General features: G+C 73.6%; 12 protein-coding genes. 11 read left to right on the top strand and 1 reads right to left on the bottom strand.

Translation table 11 applies throughout. The features are described 5' to 3' along the window. Positions 1–138: 138 nt before the first annotated feature. Both ACGFI1_RS43235 and ACGFI1_RS43240 read left to right on the top strand, forming a co-directional pair. Positions 139–2,760, top strand: coding sequence for a valine--tRNA ligase (locus tag ACGFI1_RS43235; RefSeq protein WP_392793468.1), 2,622 nt, complete (start codon positions 139–141; stop codon positions 2,758–2,760). Between the two features lie 427 nt (positions 2,761–3,187). Continuing rightward, positions 3,188–4,138, top strand: coding sequence for a hypothetical protein (locus ACGFI1_RS43240; protein ID WP_392793470.1), 951 nt, complete (start codon positions 3,188–3,190; stop codon positions 4,136–4,138). Here the strand turns inward: ACGFI1_RS43240 and ACGFI1_RS43245 are convergent. Next, positions 4,110–5,306 (bottom strand): hypothetical protein, encoded by a 1,197-nt coding sequence (locus tag ACGFI1_RS43245; protein ID WP_392793472.1) that lies wholly within the window; start codon positions 5,304–5,306, stop codon positions 4,110–4,112. The two genes, ACGFI1_RS43240 and ACGFI1_RS43245, sit on opposite strands and share 29 nt — an antisense overlap. Before the next feature lie 111 nt (positions 5,307–5,417). Between ACGFI1_RS43245 and ACGFI1_RS43250 the strand changes: the two genes are divergently transcribed. The 9 genes from ACGFI1_RS43250 to rodA all read left to right on the top strand — a co-directional run bounded on the left by ACGFI1_RS43250 (position 5,418) and on the right by rodA (position 15,426). After that, entirely contained in the window at positions 5,418–6,791 is a 1,374-nt protein-coding gene (locus tag ACGFI1_RS43250) for a bifunctional folylpolyglutamate synthase/dihydrofolate synthase (RefSeq protein WP_392793484.1), read from the top strand. Then, on the top strand, positions 6,788–7,132 hold the full coding sequence (locus tag ACGFI1_RS43255) for a DUF4233 domain-containing protein (RefSeq protein ID WP_138641300.1): 345 nt from the start codon (positions 6,788–6,790) through the stop codon (positions 7,130–7,132). Before ACGFI1_RS43250 ends, ACGFI1_RS43255 begins: the two co-directional genes overlap by 4 nt. Before the next feature lie 128 nt (positions 7,133–7,260). Further along, on the top strand, positions 7,261–8,787 hold the full coding sequence (locus ACGFI1_RS43260; protein WP_392793473.1) for a hypothetical protein: 1,527 nt from the start codon (positions 7,261–7,263) through the stop codon (positions 8,785–8,787). A gap of 47 nt (positions 8,788–8,834) precedes the next feature. After that, positions 8,835–9,245, top strand: a complete 411-nt coding sequence (gene ndk / locus ACGFI1_RS43265; protein ID WP_138642067.1) for a nucleoside-diphosphate kinase — start codon at positions 8,835–8,837, stop codon at positions 9,243–9,245. A 196-nt stretch (positions 9,246–9,441) separates the two neighbouring features. Beyond that, positions 9,442–10,476 (top strand): rod shape-determining protein, encoded by a 1,035-nt coding sequence (locus ACGFI1_RS43270; protein WP_067794123.1) that lies wholly within the window; start codon positions 9,442–9,444, stop codon positions 10,474–10,476. An 83-nt stretch (positions 10,477–10,559) separates the two neighbouring features. Then, a complete protein-coding gene (gene mreC, locus ACGFI1_RS43275) occupies positions 10,560–11,573 on the top strand; it encodes a rod shape-determining protein MreC (RefSeq protein WP_392793475.1) in 1,014 nt (337 codons plus the stop codon). Positions 11,574–11,576: 3 nt separating this feature from the next. Further along, the gene (gene mreD / locus ACGFI1_RS43280; RefSeq protein ID WP_138641146.1) at positions 11,577–12,176 is read left to right on the top strand and encodes a rod shape-determining protein MreD; all 600 of its coding nucleotides are present in this window, start codon (positions 11,577–11,579) and stop codon (positions 12,174–12,176) included. Then, positions 12,173–14,245 (top strand): penicillin-binding protein 2, encoded by a 2,073-nt coding sequence (mrdA, locus tag ACGFI1_RS43285; protein ID WP_386875275.1) that lies wholly within the window; start codon positions 12,173–12,175, stop codon positions 14,243–14,245. The genes mreD and mrdA overlap by 4 nt, the downstream gene beginning before the upstream one ends. After that, the gene (gene rodA / locus ACGFI1_RS43290; RefSeq protein ID WP_386875276.1) at positions 14,242–15,426 is read left to right on the top strand and encodes a rod shape-determining protein RodA; all 1,185 of its coding nucleotides are present in this window, start codon (positions 14,242–14,244) and stop codon (positions 15,424–15,426) included. Before mrdA ends, rodA begins: the two co-directional genes overlap by 4 nt. Positions 15,427–15,495: the final 69 nt, after the last annotated feature.

Genomic DNA, 15,495 nt, shown 5'->3' on the forward strand with positions numbered 1-15,495 from the left:
CAACCGCTCAACTTGAGTCCTTTCCAGGAGCCGGAACGGCGAGGCGGCTCGGCGGGGTGCTCGCCGGTGCCGATTGTCGCGCACACGCGCACGTCCCCGGGGCGCCTCACCCCTGTCGTCCCCGTAGAATCGTCAGCCGTGACACAGCCCAGCAGTGAGCGCGGCCAGGGGGCCGCCGCGGACGTCGACCTGCCCACCCAGTACCGACCGGCCGATGTAGAGGGCCGGCTCTACGAGCGGTGGGTATCGGCGGGGCTGTTCACCGCCGACCCCGAGCGCGCGCCGGAGCGTCCCGCGTACTCGATCGTGATCCCGCCGCCGAACGTCACCGGTTCGCTGCACATGGGGCACGCCCTCGACCACTCCATCCAGGACACCCTCGTCCGGCGGCGGCGCATGCAGGGCCACGAGGCGGTGTGGGTGCCGGGCATGGACCATGCCGGCATCGCCACCCAGAACGTGGTGGAGCGCGAGCTGGCCAAGGAGGGCCTGTCGCGCCACGACCTCGGCCGCGAGGCGTTCGTCGAGCGGGTCTGGCAGTGGAAGGCCGAGTCCGGCGGCCGGATCCTCGGGCAGATGCGCCGGCTCGGCGACAGCGTCGACTGGACGCGCGAGGCGTTCACGATGGACGACGACCGCGCCCGCGCCGTCCGGACGATCTTCAAGCGGCTGTTCGACGACGGCCTGATCTACCGCGCTGAGCGCATCATCAACTGGTGCCCGCGCTGCCTGACGGCCCTGTCGGACATCGAGGTCGAGCACGAGGAGGTCGACGGCGAGCTGGTCTCGATCCGGTACGGCTCCGGCGAGGACGAGCTGGTCGTCGCGACCACCCGGGCGGAGACGATGCTCGGCGACACCGCCGTGGCCGTCCACCCGGACGACGAGCGCTACGCGCACATGGTCGGGCGGGAGATCGAGCTTCCGCTGACCGGCCGCCGCATCCCGGTCGTCGCGGACGCGCACGTGGACCCCGCATTCGGGACGGGCGCGGTCAAGGTGACCCCGGCGCACGACCCGAACGACTTCGAGATCGGCCGCCGGCACGACCTGGCGTCGATGTCGGTGATGGACGAGCGCGGCGTCGTCACCGCGTCCGGCCCGTTCGAGGGCCTCGACCGGTTCGAGGCGCGCCCGGCGGTCGTCGCGGCGCTGCGCGAGCAGGGCCGGATCGTCCAGGAGGTCCGCCCCTACAAGCACTCGGTCGGGCACTGCCAGCGCTGCTCCACGGTCGTCGAGCCGCGCGTGTCGCTGCAGTGGTTCGTGAAGGTGGAGTCGCTGGCGCGGGCCGCCGGCGACGCCGTCCGCGACGGCCGCGTGGCGATCCACCCGCCGGAGATGGCGTCCCGCTACTTCGAGTGGGTCGACAACATGCACGACTGGTGCATCAGCCGGCAGCTGTGGTGGGGGCACCGCATCCCGGTCTGGTACGGGCCGGACGGCGAGGTCGCGTGCCCGGGCCCGGACGAGGAGCCGCCCGCCGGCTGGACGCAGGACGGCGACGTCCTCGACACCTGGTTCTCCTCGGCGCTGTGGCCGTTCTCCACGCTCGGCTGGCCTGACAAGACGCCCGAGCTGCAGCGGTTCTACCCGACGTCGGTGCTGGTGACGGGCTACGACATCCTGTTCTTCTGGGTCGCCCGCATGATGATGTTCGGCCTGTACGCGATGGACGGCGTCCAGCCGTTCCACACCATCGCCCTGCACGGCATGGTCCGCGACCAGTACGGCAAGAAGATGTCCAAGTCGTTCGGGAACGTCATCGACCCGCTCGACTGGGTGGACGCGTACGGCGCCGACGCGACCCGCTTCACGCTGCTGCGCGGCGCGAACCCGGGCGGCGACGTCCCGGTGGCCGAGCAGTGGGCGCAGGGCTCGCGCAACTTCTGCAACAAGCTGTGGAACGCGACGCGGTTCGCGCTCATCAACGGCGCGCACGTCCGCGGCGACATGCCCGCCGAGGTGACGACCGTCGACGCGTGGATCCTGTCGCGCCTCCAGACGGTCATCGCCGAGGTCGACGAGCACCTGGAGTCCTACGACTTCGCGAAGGCGTGCGAGGCGCTCTACCACTTCGCGTGGGACGAGGTCTGCGACTGGTACGTGGAGCTCGCCAAGGTGCAGCTCGCCGACGAGCGGGCCGAGGCGACGCGGCGCGTCCTCGGCGAGGTCCTCGACAAGCTGCTGCGGCTGCTGCACCCGGTCATCCCGTTCGTGACCGAGGAGCTGTGGACGTCCCTGACCGGCGGCGGCACGATCGTCACCGCGCCGTGGCCGGCCGCCGAGCCCGCCCGCGCCGACCGGGCGGCCGAGGCCGAGATCGAGTCGCTGCAGCGGCTCGTGACGGAGGTCCGCCGGTTCCGCGCCGACCAGGGCCTGAAGCCGGGCCAGCGGGTCGCGGCGGCGCTGGAGTGGGGCGGGTCGCCGCTGGCCGCGCACGAGGAGGGCGTGCGCGCGCTGTTGCGCCTCACCGCGCCCGGCGACGGGTTCGCCGCGACCGCGTCCCTGCCCGTCGAGGGCGTCGCGGTACGGCTCGACACCGCCGGCGCGATCGACGTCGCCGCCGAGCGCAAGCGCCTGGAGAAGGACCTCGCGGCCGCCCGCAAGGAGGTCGAGCAGGCGCGGCGCAAGCTCGGCAACGAGGCGTTCATGGCGAAGGCGCCCGAGGCCGTCGTCGCGAAGAACCGCGACCGGCTCGCCCAGGCGGAGGCCGACATCACCCGGCTGGAGTCGCAGCTGGCGGCGCTGCCCGCGGGCTGACGCGCGAACCCCGGAAGCGAACGGACGCGACCGCGCGAACCGTCGGCGCGGCGGGCCCGCCGCCGTTACGATCCGGGTGGGCCTGCGGGCTTTTGGTGCTAGGTGAACCATCAGGAGTGCAATGGCGGAGTCACCCCGCTGGTCCGGTTCCCGGAGCGGAGCGCAAGCGGAGCGTAGGGAGCCGGACCGGCTGCTCTCTGAGGGGGGTGTGGGGGTTCCCCCCACAGTGGGTCAGTCCGGTTCCCGGAGCGGAGCGCATGCGGAGCGTAGGGAGCCGGACCGGCTGCTCTCTGAGGGGGGTGTGGGGGTTTCCCCCACTGAGGGTCAGTCCGGTTCCCGGAGCGGAGCGCATGCGGAGCGTAGGGAGCCGGACCGGCCGGTCTCTGAGGGGGGTGCGGGTGTTCCCCCCGCCGAGGGCCAGCCCGGCATGCCGGACTACATGTCCGGCGATGAGGCGGACTCGGCTCGGGGCGGCGCCGAAGGAGTCGCGCAAGGGGGCGCCGATCCGGCGCCTTGGGGCGGGAAGCGCCCGTGGTGGTCGGCCGACTCCGGCGGGACGGGGCCGCTGTCGTCGCTGGGCACGGGCGGGCACCCGATGGTGGGCGGTTCGGGCGCCTTCCCGCGGGTGGGCACCGGCGGGCATCCCGTGGTCGGCACCGGCGGGCACCCCGCCGTGGGCACCGGTGGGCATCCCGCCGTCGGTACCGGCGGCCATCCGGTGGTCAGGGACGGCACCGGCCCGCTGCCGCCCGTCCCCGCCGCACCGGCCGCCGGACGGCGGCGGCGCGTCCCCCGGCTGCTGCTCGTCGCCGGCGCCGCCGTGGTCGCCGGGGTCGCGCTGATGGCGGGGGCGCTGGCGTTCCGGACGGGCGGCGGCGGCGTGCAGGACGCGCCCACGGCGGCGCTCCCCGCGCCCAAGAAGGTGATCACGGCGGGCGCGGCGGCCGGCGGGCTGCACAAGGACGCGCTGACGGCGCCGCAGGCGAGCGCGGCGTACCCGTTCGTCGCGCGCGCCGTCGAGGCGGGCGGCGTCCCGGCCGCGCAGCACGGCACGGCCGTCTACACCGCGGAGCCAGTGCGAAAGCTGAACGTCCTGTTCATGGGCGGGACGGGCGCGGTCGGCGATCCGGCGGCGTTCCTGCGCAAGACGCGTCCCACCACGTTCATCTGGGGCCAGGACGTCCCGTTGGGCGGCAAGGGCGCGAAGGCGTTCTGCGGCACGTTCGCCGTGCTGGCCGAGACCCACACCTACTGCGCGTGGGCGACCCGGGACTCTTACGGCATCGTCGCGGCGAACCGTCCGACGGTGAACCCGCAGTTCCCGCTGATGACCGACGTGATGGGGCGCATCAGGAAGGACGTCGAGAAGCCGAAGTGACGAAGAGCCGCTCGGTGTCGGCGCCGAGGACGTCCAGCACGCGCCCGGTGAAGTAGCCGGTGCCGAGGACGGCGACGCGGTGCCCGAGCGTCGCCAGCGACTCCGGCGTGATCGCGTCGGCGTCGACGACGTCCCAGCCGTCCGGTAGCGGGCGGGTGAAGCGCAGGTGCGGCAGCGGCAGCCGGACGAACGTCACGGGCAGGCCGACCAGCGCGGCGACGGCGCCGTCCAGGTCCTTGTGGTCGGGGAGGCAGACGACGGCGTGGTCGACCGTGCCCCAGGCGTCCCGCGCGGCGGCCAGCGCGGCGGTGACCCCGGCGCCGTCGATGGCGGCGTCGACGAGCACCTCCGTCGCGGACCCCGGCACCGCGTGCCGGGACATCCGCCCGGGGAGGACGACCGACGCCAGCACCTCGCGCAGCGCCGCCGCCGGGGGTTCGGCGGCGCCCGGCAGGCGGCGGGCGGCGGCGACGCCGAGTTCGGCTCCGGCGCGTCCGAGGCCGGCGGGCAGCAGGTCGGCGGGCAGGCCCGCGCCGCCGGGGCCGACGACCTCCACGCCCCGCAGCACCTCGGCGACCGGTGCGGACTGCGGCGCCGACAGCACGACCGTCCCCGGCGCCGCCACGCCGAGCTTCTCGCGGGCGATCTCGGCCTCGGTGTCGCCGAGGACGCCGGCGTGCTCCAGGAAGACCGGGGTGATCGCGGCGACGTCCGGCGGGAACAGGGCGACCTCGTCCGACCGCCCGCCCATGCCGGCCTCCAGGACGAGCGCGTCCGCGCCCGCCCGGCGCGCGTGCAGGACGCCGGCGAGCAGGAAGAGCCCGGACGGCGAGAGGTACCCGTCCGAGGGCGGCGGGAGCGCGCGGACGGCCGTATCGAGGTCGGCAGCGAGAATGGCCAGTTCCTCGCTGGAAACGGCGCGTCCGTCGATCCGGATCCGGTCGCGATCGGTGCGGAGGCCGGGGCTGGTGACGGTGCACACGCGAAAGCCGGCGGCGGCGAGAAAGGCCGAGGCATAAGTCGCCGCCGTGCCCTTCCCCTTGGAGCCGACGACCGTCAGGACGGGCGCGGACGGGCCCAGGACGCCCAGGGCCCCGGCGAGGGCGCGGGCCCGCTCGACGTCGCGGGTCTCGCCCGGAGCGCGGCGCTCCCATTCCCGGAAGAACACGTCCACTCCTCCAGTGTGGGCCCGGACGGAGTGCGGCGCGCCGCCGAGTAGGCTCGAGCCGTGAGTCAGCGAACCGAACCGGCCGGCTACCGGGCGACCGTCGCCGCGATCATGGCGCGCGGGGTCGAGTGGGAGATCGACCCCACCCTCGACCGCGTCCGCGACCTGGTCGACGTCCTGGGGGAGCCGCACCGCGCGTACCCGGTGATCCACATCGCCGGGACGAACGGCAAGACCAGCACCGCCCGGCTCATCGAGGCGCTGCTGCGCGAGCGCGGCCTGCGGACCGGCCTGTACACCAGCCCCGAGCTGACCACGCTGCGCGAGCGCATCGCGATCGACGGGGAGCCGATCGGCGAGGAGCGCTTCGTCGCGGCCTTCGAGGACGTCCTGCCCTACGTCGAGCTGGTCGACGGCAAGCACCCGTCCCGGCTGTCGTTCTTCGAGGTGCTGACCGCGATGGCGTTCGCCGCGTTCGCGGACGCGCCGGTCGACGTGGCCGTGGTCGAGACCGGCATGGGCGGCGCCTGGGACGCCACGAACGTCGCGGACGGCGTGGTCGCCGTGCTCACCCCGATCGGGCTCGACCACACCCGCTACCTCGGCGACACGCTGGAGGAGATCGCCGGCGAGAAGGCCGGGATCATCAAGCCGGGCGCGGTCGCGGTGCTGGCGCAGCAGCCGGTCGAGGCGGCCGAGGTGCTGCTGCGCCGGGTCGCGGAGATCGGCGCGACCGCGGCGCGCGAGGGCATCGAGTACGGGGTGCTGAGCCGCGACGTCGCGGTCGGCGGCCAGCAACTCCGGCTCCAGGGCCTGCACGGCGTCTACGACGAGATCTTCCTGCCGCTGTTCGGCGAGCACCAGGCGGGCAACGCCGCGACGGCCCTGGCCGCCGTGGAGGCGTTCGCGGGCGGCGCGCCGACCCGCGGGGAGGCCAACCTGGAGGCCGCGACCCGCATCGCGGCGGGCGAGGCCTACCTCGGCGGCGAGGAGGGGCAGCTCGACCCGTCGCTGGTGCGCAGCGGCTTCGCCCAGTCGGCCTCGCCGGGCCGGCTGGAGGTCGCGCGGACGGGCCCGACCGTCCTGCTGGACGCCGCGCACAACCCGGCCGGGATGGCAGCGACGGTGCAGACCGTCACCGAGTCGTTCGGCTTCACCCGGCTCGCCGGGGTGCTCGCCATCTCCGCCGACAAGGACGTCGCGGGCGTGCTGGACCAGCTCGAACCCGTGCTGACCGAGCTGGTGGTGACCCGCAACTCCTCGCCGCGCTCGATGCCGCCCGAGGAGCTGGCCGAGATCGCCGAGGGCATCTTCGGCCCCGAGCGCGTCCATGTCGCCGAGCGGCTGGACGACGCGATCGACCGGGCGATCGGCCTCGCCGAGGAGACCGGCGAGTACCGGGGCGCCGGAGTTCTGATCACCGGGTCGGTGGTCACCGCGGGCGACGCCCGCACACTGCTGCGCGTCGCGGAGGGACGGTCATGAGCACCCAGGTCGCGGACAACCCGGCGCGCAGGCTGTTCGCCACCGTGCTGGCCTGCGAGGCGATCGTGATCGCGCTGGCGATCCCGGTGGCCGTGGCGGTGCTGGACGTGGACGGCGCGGTCGCCGGCGGCGTGTGCGGGAGCCTCGCGCTCGCCTGCCTGGTGCTGGCGGGGCTGCTGCGCCGCCCGTGGGCGGTTCCGGCGGGCACCGTGCTGCAGGTGCTGCTCATCGCGACCGGGTTCATGGTGCCGGTCATGTTCTTCCTCGGCGTCGTTTTCGGGGCGCTCTGGTGGACGGCCATTTGGCTGGGACGCAAGGCGGCGAGCGCGCAGCCGCGCTAAGTTCTGCGGGGACGGCAGCCACTCATCCCGCCGAATACCGCGAATTAGATTAATCGTCCCAATTTGGACATCCTTCCTTTTTCGGAAATGCGCGCTGCGGCGGATGACGACCTCCGAAGGAGCAGGCCGTGTCCGGCAACGCACTGTCCGGCGACGCAGCGCACCCGCCTCCCGCCCCGCCCCTGACGGCCGAGCACCCCGCCGCGCCCGGTGCCGCGCCCGGTGCCCCCGCCGCGGCCGGTGCCCCCGCCGAACGCGCGGGGCGCCGCAGGCTGGCGGGGCTCGGCGCGCTGCTGCTGACCGGCACCGCGCTGCCCGCCGCCGTGCTGACCGTGCCCGACGCCTCCGCGGACGTGCTGCCCGCCGCGCTGGGCGACCTCGGCCTCGGCGACTCCGGCGTCCCCCGGCTGCTGCAGGCCACCGGCCTGTCGCTGCCCGCGCTGCTGCTCGCCGTGCCGCTCGCCGCCGCGGCCGCCCGCCGGTTCCCCGCGTGGACGGTCCTCGCGACCGGCCTGGCCGTGCTGCTGGCCGGTCTCGGCGCCGCCCGCGCGGTCCCGTCGCTGCCGCTGATCGCCTTGGCCCGCACGGCCCAGGGCGCCGGTGCCGGCATCGTCCTGCCCGCCTCGCTCGTGCTCGTCTTGGAGCGCCGCGACCGGCGACTCACCGCCGTCTGGGCGGGCGTGCTCGCGGGCATGCTCGTCCTGGCGATGCCGCTGGCGCTGGCGGCCGCCCCCGGCCCAGTCGGCGCGGTGGGAGCCGGCTGGCGTGCCGCCCTCGCGCCGTTCCCCTGGTTCGCCGTCGCCGCCGTCGGCGCCGCGCTACTGCGCCCGCTCCTGCGAGGCCGCGTCCGGTGGGCGCTGCCCACGGGCGGGCACGGCGAACGCAGCCTGCTCCTCCTGCCGCTGGCCCCGGCGGCCGGTTTCGGGTTCCTCGCCGTCGCCGCCGCCCACGAATGGTCGCCCGGCGCGCGGGTCGTGCTCGCGGGCCTCGCCGTGCCCGCCCTGCTCGGGCTCGCCGCCGCCGCCGGGCGGCGCGCTCCGGCGGGCAGCCCGCACGGCTGCGCCATCGCCATGATCGCCGTCGGCCTGCTCGGCTACCCGGTCGCCGCGCCGCTGGCCGGCCTCGCCGCCGCCACCGCCCACGCGCGCGGCGCCGGCGTCCCGCTGCTCCCGTTCGCCGCGGCGGCCGCCGCCGCGTTGGCCGCCGCGCTCGCCGCGACCCGCGCGTCCGCCCGCGGCGCGGTGCCCGCCGGGTTCCTGCTGCTGGTCCTGGCACTTCCGCTCGGCCTCGCCGTCGACATCGGCGCGGGGCCCGGCGGGCAGTGGGCGCTGCTGATCCCGCTCGTCCCGCTCGGCGCCGGCGCCGGGCTGGCCCTCGCCGCCTCGCTGCGCGGCGCGGCACCCGGCGCGGCCCTGTTCGGCCTGTCGCTGTGCTTCCCCGCCGTGCTCGCCGGGCAGCTCCTCGTCCTGTCCCTGCAGGCGGCGCGGCTGGGACGGGCCCGTCCGGCGACCGGCGCCGAGCAGGTCCACGCCCTGCTGGCCGGCTACCACGACTGGCTCATCGCCGCCGGAATGGCGGCCGTGCCGCTCGCCGCCGCCACCGCCGTCGCGGCGGCGCGCCGCCGTAATGCCGCTTCCGGCCCGCGGGGCGGGTAGTATTCGCGCGCTTACCGAAACCGAAAATTCCGCAAGGAGAACCACTCGTGTCCGAGCGCACTCTCGTCCTGGTCAAGCCCGACGGCGTCCGCCGCGGTGTCATCGGCGAGGTCATCTCCCGGATCGAGCGCAAGGGCCTGAAGCTCGTCGCGCTGGAACTGCGCACCCTCGCCCGCGAGACCGCCGAGTCCCACTATGAGGAGCACGCGAGCAAGCCGTTCTTCGGCGAGCTGGTCGAGTTCATCACCGGCGGCCCGCTCGTCGCCATGGTCGTCGAGGGCCCGCGCGCCATCGAGGCGTTCCGCTCGCTGGCCGGCGCCACCGACCCGGTCAGCGCCGCCCCCGGGACCATCCGCGGCGACTTCGCCCTGGAGATCGGCGAGAACATCGTGCACGGCTCCGACTCCACCTACTCCGCCGAGCGCGAGATCAAGCTCTTCTTCCCCGAACTGGGCTGAGAGGCGCCAGCGAGGGCGCCGTTCGAGCGCGGGCCGGATCTTCCGGCCCGCGTCTTCTTTAGCGAAAACCGAGCTGGTCAGGACGCGTTTTTTCCGCGACGCGCGGCGGCGGGGTGACTGCCCGCGGACGGGGGCGCACGTTACGATGGACGCGCCGCTATACACGCCCGTCAATCATGAAGGGCTCCCTTTCTTCATGGGTAACAAGCTGTCGTTTCTTGGCCGGGACATGGCCGTCGATCTTGGTACCGCCAACACACTGGTGTACGTGCGCGGGCGTGGCATCGTCCTGAACGAACCCTCCGTGGTGGCGATCAATACCAACACCGGAAAGATCGTCGCGGTGGGCATCGAGGCGAAGCGGATGATCGGCCGCACGCCCGGCAACATCGTGGCCGTCCGCCCGCTGAAGGACGGCGTCATCGCCGACTTCGACGTCACCGAGCGCATGCTGCGCTACTTCATCCAGAAGGTCCACAAGCGCCGGCACTTCGCCAAGCCGCGGATCGTGGTGGCCGTGCCGAGCGGGATCACCGGGGTGGAGCAGCGCGCGGTGAAGGAGGCCGGCTACCAGGCCGGCGCCCGCCGCGTGTACATCATCGAGGAGCCGATGGCCGCCGCGATCGGCGCCGGGCTGCCCGTCTACGAGCCGACCGGCAACATGGTCGTCGACATAGGAGGCGGCACCACCGAGGTCGCGATCATCTCCCTCGGCGGCATCGTCACCAGCCAGTCCGTCCGCGTCGGCGGCGACGAACTCGACCAGGCGGTGATCTCCTTCTCCAAGAAGGAATACTCGCTGATGCTCGGGGAACGGACCGCCGAGGAGATCAAGATGGCCATCGGTTCGGCCTATCCCGGCGGCGACGAGGAGCCGCACGCCGAGATCCGGGGCCGCGACCTCGTGAGCGGGCTGCCGAAGACCGTCGTGATCTCCGCCGAGGAGGTGCGGCGGGCGATCGAGGAACCGGTCAACGCCGTGGTGGACGCGGTGAAGACCACGCTGGACAAGTGCCCGCCCGAGCTGTCGGGCGACATCATGGACCGCGGGATCGCGCTCACCGGCGGCGGCGCGCTGCTGAAGAACCTCGACGAACGGCTCCGCGAGGAGACCGGGATGCCCATCCACCTGGTGGACAACCCGCTCGACTCGGTGGTGCTCGGCACCGGCAAGTGCGTCGAGGACTTCGAGTCGCTCCGCCAGGTCCTCGTGCCGGAGCCGCGGCATTGATCGGACGGGTCCGCCCGCCGTAGGACGGGTTCGCCCGCCATTGGCAGTGCACCCGGGGGACTGAGGAAACCGGAGGTCGGTGCGTGAAGGACACCCGGCGCACCCGCATGGTGCTCGGCGGGCTGCTCGTCGTGGCGCTCACGATGATCACTGTGGACTACCGCGGTGGCGCGCAGTCGCCGCTGCGCGGACTGCGCGACCTGGGCGCGAGCGTGTTCGGGCCGGTCGAGCGGGCGTCCGCGTCCGTCGTCCGCCCGGTGGGCGACACCTTCGACACGATCACCGACGCGCCCGGCGAGCGGCGCCGCGCCGACCAGCTGGCGCGGCAGAACCAGCGGCTGCGCGAGCAGCTGCGCTCCGCCCGGCTCGACACGGAGCGGTCCGCGCAGCTGCAGCGGCTGCTCGGCACCGCGGGAATGGGCGGCTACACGATCCACGCCGCGCAGGTGATCTCCGCCGGGCAGGGCTTCGAGGACACCGTCACCATCGACGTCGGCAGCCGCAGCGGCATCAAGCCCGACATGACCGTGATCAGCGCCGCCGGGCTCGTCGGCCGGGTCACCCGGGTCGGGCCCGCGACCTCGACCGTGCTGCTCGCCACCGACCAGACCTCCTCCATCGGCTCCCGGCTGGAGGCGTCCAAGGAGATCGGCATCACCCAGGGCCGGGGCCGCCGCGGCCTCGGCGGGGGCGGCGCCACGCCGCTGCGCTTCCAGCTGCTGGACGCCTCCGCGCCGATCCAGGTCGGCCAGCGGATCGTGACGCTCGGGTCGCAGGGCCAGCGCCCGTACGTGCCCGGCGTCCCGATCGGCGAGGTCGCCCGCATCGAGAAGTCCACCAGCGGGCTGACCCGCACCGCCTACGTCCGGCCGTTCGTGAAGTTCACCAGCCTGGACGTCGTCGCCGTCGTGGTCGCCCCGCCGAAGACCGACCCGCGGGACGCGGTGCTCCCGCCGAAGCCGAAACCGCCGGTGACCCCCACCCCGCCCCCCAGCAAGAGCCCGAAGGCGACCAAGAGCCCGAAGGCGCGCGAGAGCGGCGACGCGCGGCCGAGCGGCTCCGCGAGCCCGTCCACAGAACCGAGCGCGGGGGACTGAACGTTGCTGAACCCACCCGAGGCGTCGCCGGCCGGCCGCAGCGCGGTGGCCGCGGTGGTGATCGCCGTGACGCTGATCCTGCAGGTGTCGGTGGCGAACCGGCTGCCGCTGCCCGGCGGCGTGCAGCCCGACCTGGTGCTGCTGGCCGTCGTGGCGCTGGCGCTGGTCGCCGGGTCGATGACCGGCATGGTCACCGGGTTCCTCGCCGGCCTCGCCGCCGACATCATCCCGCCCGCCGACCACACCATCGGCCGGTACGCGCTCGTCTACTGCCTCATCGGCTACCTGTGCGGCGTCGCGTCCGCCGAGATGGACCGCCAGTCCGTCGTCCCGTTCTTCGCCGTCGCCGCCGGCGCCCTCGCCGGGACCGTGCTGTACGCGGCGACCGGGATGATCCTCGGCGACCCGCGCGCCGAGTGGGGGACCGTGTCGCGCATGGTCCCGCTGCAGGTCCTCTACGACATCATCGCCAGCCCGTTCGTCGTCTGGGCGGTGCTGCGCGCCACCAGACGCTACGAGAGCGGCGAGCGGTCGCGCGGCGACGGCCTCGCCGTGCCCGCCGCCCGGTACCGCGCGATGTCCGGGCGGGGCGGGGCCCTGTGAACCCCAGGACCCATTTCCGCCTCGTCGTCCTGTACGTGCTCGTCGGCGCGCTGCTGCTCGTCCTGGTCGGTCGCATGTGGACGCTGCAGGTGCTGGAGGGCGAGCACTACCGGGGCATCGCCGCCCAGAACCGCACCCGCGACATCGTCGTCCCCGCCGTCCGCGGCGTGATCATGGACGACCGGGGCAAGCCGCTCGTCCGCAACCGCAGCGCGCTCGTCGTGTCGGTCAACCGCACCACGCTGTCGCGGCAGAAGGACGGCGGCGAGGCCGTCCTGAAGCGGCTCGCCGCCGTCCTCGGGACGAGCCACGACGAGATGTCCAAGCGGATCCGGCTGTGCTCGCCGACCGTCAAGCGGCCCTGCTGGCCCGGCTCCCCGTACCAGCCGATCCCCGTCGAGGACCACGTCGACCCGAAGCGCGCCCTCCAGATCATGGAGCGGCAGGAGGACTTCCCCGGCGTCACCGCGCAGATCCAGGCCGTCCGCGAGTACCCGGAGCCGGACGGGGCGAGCGCCGCGCAGGTCCTCGGCTACCTCCAGCCCGTCACGCAGGAGGAGCTGGACAAGCGCAAGGGCCTGAAGGTCACCGGGTACAGCGGCGTCGACCTCGTCGGGCGCGCCGGGCTGGAGGCGCAGTACGACGCGGTGCTGAGCGGCGAGCCCGGGTTCCGCCGGGTCCTCGTCGACAGCCAGGGGCGCGTCACCGGCACCGCGGAGGAGCAGCAGGCGGTGGCCGGCAACAACCTCGTCACCAGTATCGACGCCGGGGTGCAGGGCGCGGCGGAGAAGGCGCTCAAGCACGCGATCGACAACGCGCGCAGGGGCGGCCACCCGGCCGACGCCGGCGCCGCGGTCGTGATGGACGTCCGCACCGGCCGCATGGTCGCGATGGCCAGCTACCCGACCTACGACCCGTCGATCTGGACCGGCGGCATCTCGCAGGAGAAGTACGACGCGCTGCTCGGCAAGAAGAACGGCGAGCCGCTGATCTCCCGGGTCACCCAGGGCCAGTTCGCCCCCGGCTCCACCTTCAAGATCTCCTCGGTGTCCGCCGCCGTGAAGGAGGGGGCCAGCCTGAAGGGCATCTACCCGTGCCCCGGCTCCTACAACGTCGGGAACCGCGCGTTCAGCAACGCCGGAGGCACCGGGTACGGCCCGATGACGCTGCACACCGCGCTGGTGAAGTCGTGCGACACGGTGTTCTACCGGTTCGCCTACCTGGAGTGGCAGCGCGACGGCGGCATGCACCCGAAGAAGAACGTCACCGACTCGATGGTGGACATGGCCCGCGAGTACGGCTTCGGGACCAGGACCGGCATCGACCTCCCCAGCGAGAGCAGCGGCCGCATCCCGGACCGCAAGTGGAAGAAGGACTACTGGGAGGCCACCAAGGCCGGCAACTGCAAGGGCGCCAAGGAGGGCTACCCGCAGGTCGCGAAGACCGACCCGGCGCGCGCCGCCTACCTGAAGGCGGTCGCGACGGAGAACTGCACCGAGGGGTACGTGTGGCGGCCCGGTGACGCGGCGAACTTCTCGGTCGGGCAGGGCAACGTCCTCGTGACGCCGCTCCAGCTGGTCCGCGCGTACGCGGCGGTCGCCAACGGCGGCAAGCTCGTCGTGCCGCGGCTCGGGGTCGCGGTCGTGCGGCCGGACGGCACGGTCGTCCGCCGGATCGAGGCCCCGGAGCCGAAGAAGCTGCCGGTCGACCCGAAGGTGCTGAAGTACATCCGCGACGCCCTCGCCGACGTGACCAAGGACGGCACCGCGGCGGGCGCTTTCAACGGGTTCGACTTCAAGCGCGTCGACGTGGGCGGCAAGACCGGTACCGCGGAGGTCTACGGCAAGCAGGACTCCTCCTGGTTCGCCTCGTTCGGCCCGGTGAAGGACCCGCGCTTCGCGGTCGTCGCGATGGTCTCGCAGGGTGGCTTCGGCGCCTCGACGTCGGCCCCGGCCGTCCGCGAGATCTGGGAGGCCATGTACGGGACGAAGGACAAGAAGCCGCTGCTCAATGATGGCAAGCTCCCGTCCGAGCTGCCGAAGACGCCGAACACGGGAGCCGCCCCGTGATCACCGGTTCCGGGGTCGGGAGCGTCGAGGCGTACGCCGCGCGGCGGACGTGGCAGACCCGCCTGGCCGGGCTGCGCCGCCTCGACTGGCCGCTGTTCCTCGCCGTGCTGGCCCTGTCGCTGGTCGGCGCGCTGCTGGTGCGCTCGGCCACGTTCCACCTGCTCACCGAGCAGGGCAAGGACCCCGAGAGCTTCCTCAAGCGGCACGTGCTGAACCTGATCATCGGGTTCGTGCTCGGCGGCGTCGTCACCGTCCTCGACTACCGGCTCCTGCGCGCCTACGTCCCCATCCTGTACGGGGTGGCGTGCGTCGGGCTGCTCGTCGTGCTGACCCCGCTCGGCTCGACGATCAACGGGTCGCACTCGTGGATCGTGCTCGGCGGCGGGTTCCAGGTGCAGCCGTCGGAGTTCGCGAAGGTCGGGCTCGTGGTGCTGCTCGCGATGATCCTCGGCGAGCCGCGCGACGGCGAGATCGGGCCGGGCCGCCGGGACGTGCTGCTCGCGCTCGCCCTCGCCGGGCTGCCCGGCGTGCTGATCATGCTCCAGCCGGACCTCGGCACCACGCTGGTGTTCATCGCGGTCGTGCTCGGCATGCTGGCGATCTCCGGGGCGCAGAAGCGCTGGCTGTTCGGGCTCGTCGGCGGCGGGGTCGCCGCGGCCGCCGCCGTGTTCTTCTTCGGCCTGCTGCAGGACTACCAGATCGCCCGGTTCACCGCGTTTATGAACCCGGAGGCCGACCCGCGCGGCGCCGGCTACAACGCCCAGCAGGCCCGGATCGCGATCGGGTCGGGCGGCGCGTTCGGCAAGGGTCTGTTCCAGGGCGAGCAGACCGGCGGCCACTTCGTCCCCGAGCAGCAGACCGACTTCATCTTCACGGTCGCGGGGGAGGAGCTCGGCTTCGTCGGCGCCGCGATCATCGTCGCGCTGCTCGGCGTGGTGCTGTGGCGCGGGCTGCGCATCGCCACCCAGGCCGCCGACCTGTTCGGCACGCTCGTCGCGACGGGCGTCGTGTGCTGGCTCGGGTTCCAGGCGTTCGAGAACATCGGCATGACGATCGGGATCATGCCGATCACCGGGCTGCCGCTGCCGTTCGTGTCCTACGGCGGGTCCGCCACCTTCGCCAACATGATCGCGTTCGGTCTGCTGCAGGCCGTCCACGTGCGCCGCAGGGCGTTCGACTAGCCTCGGTCGGCAGAGGTCCGGCTGATCGTCGGCGCGTTCGATTAGGGCGCCGCCAACGCGTAGGCTGGA

It is taken from the genome of Actinomadura geliboluensis (assembly GCF_043197915.1).
GTDB lineage: Bacteria > Actinomycetota > Actinomycetes > Streptosporangiales > Streptosporangiaceae > Spirillospora > Spirillospora geliboluensis.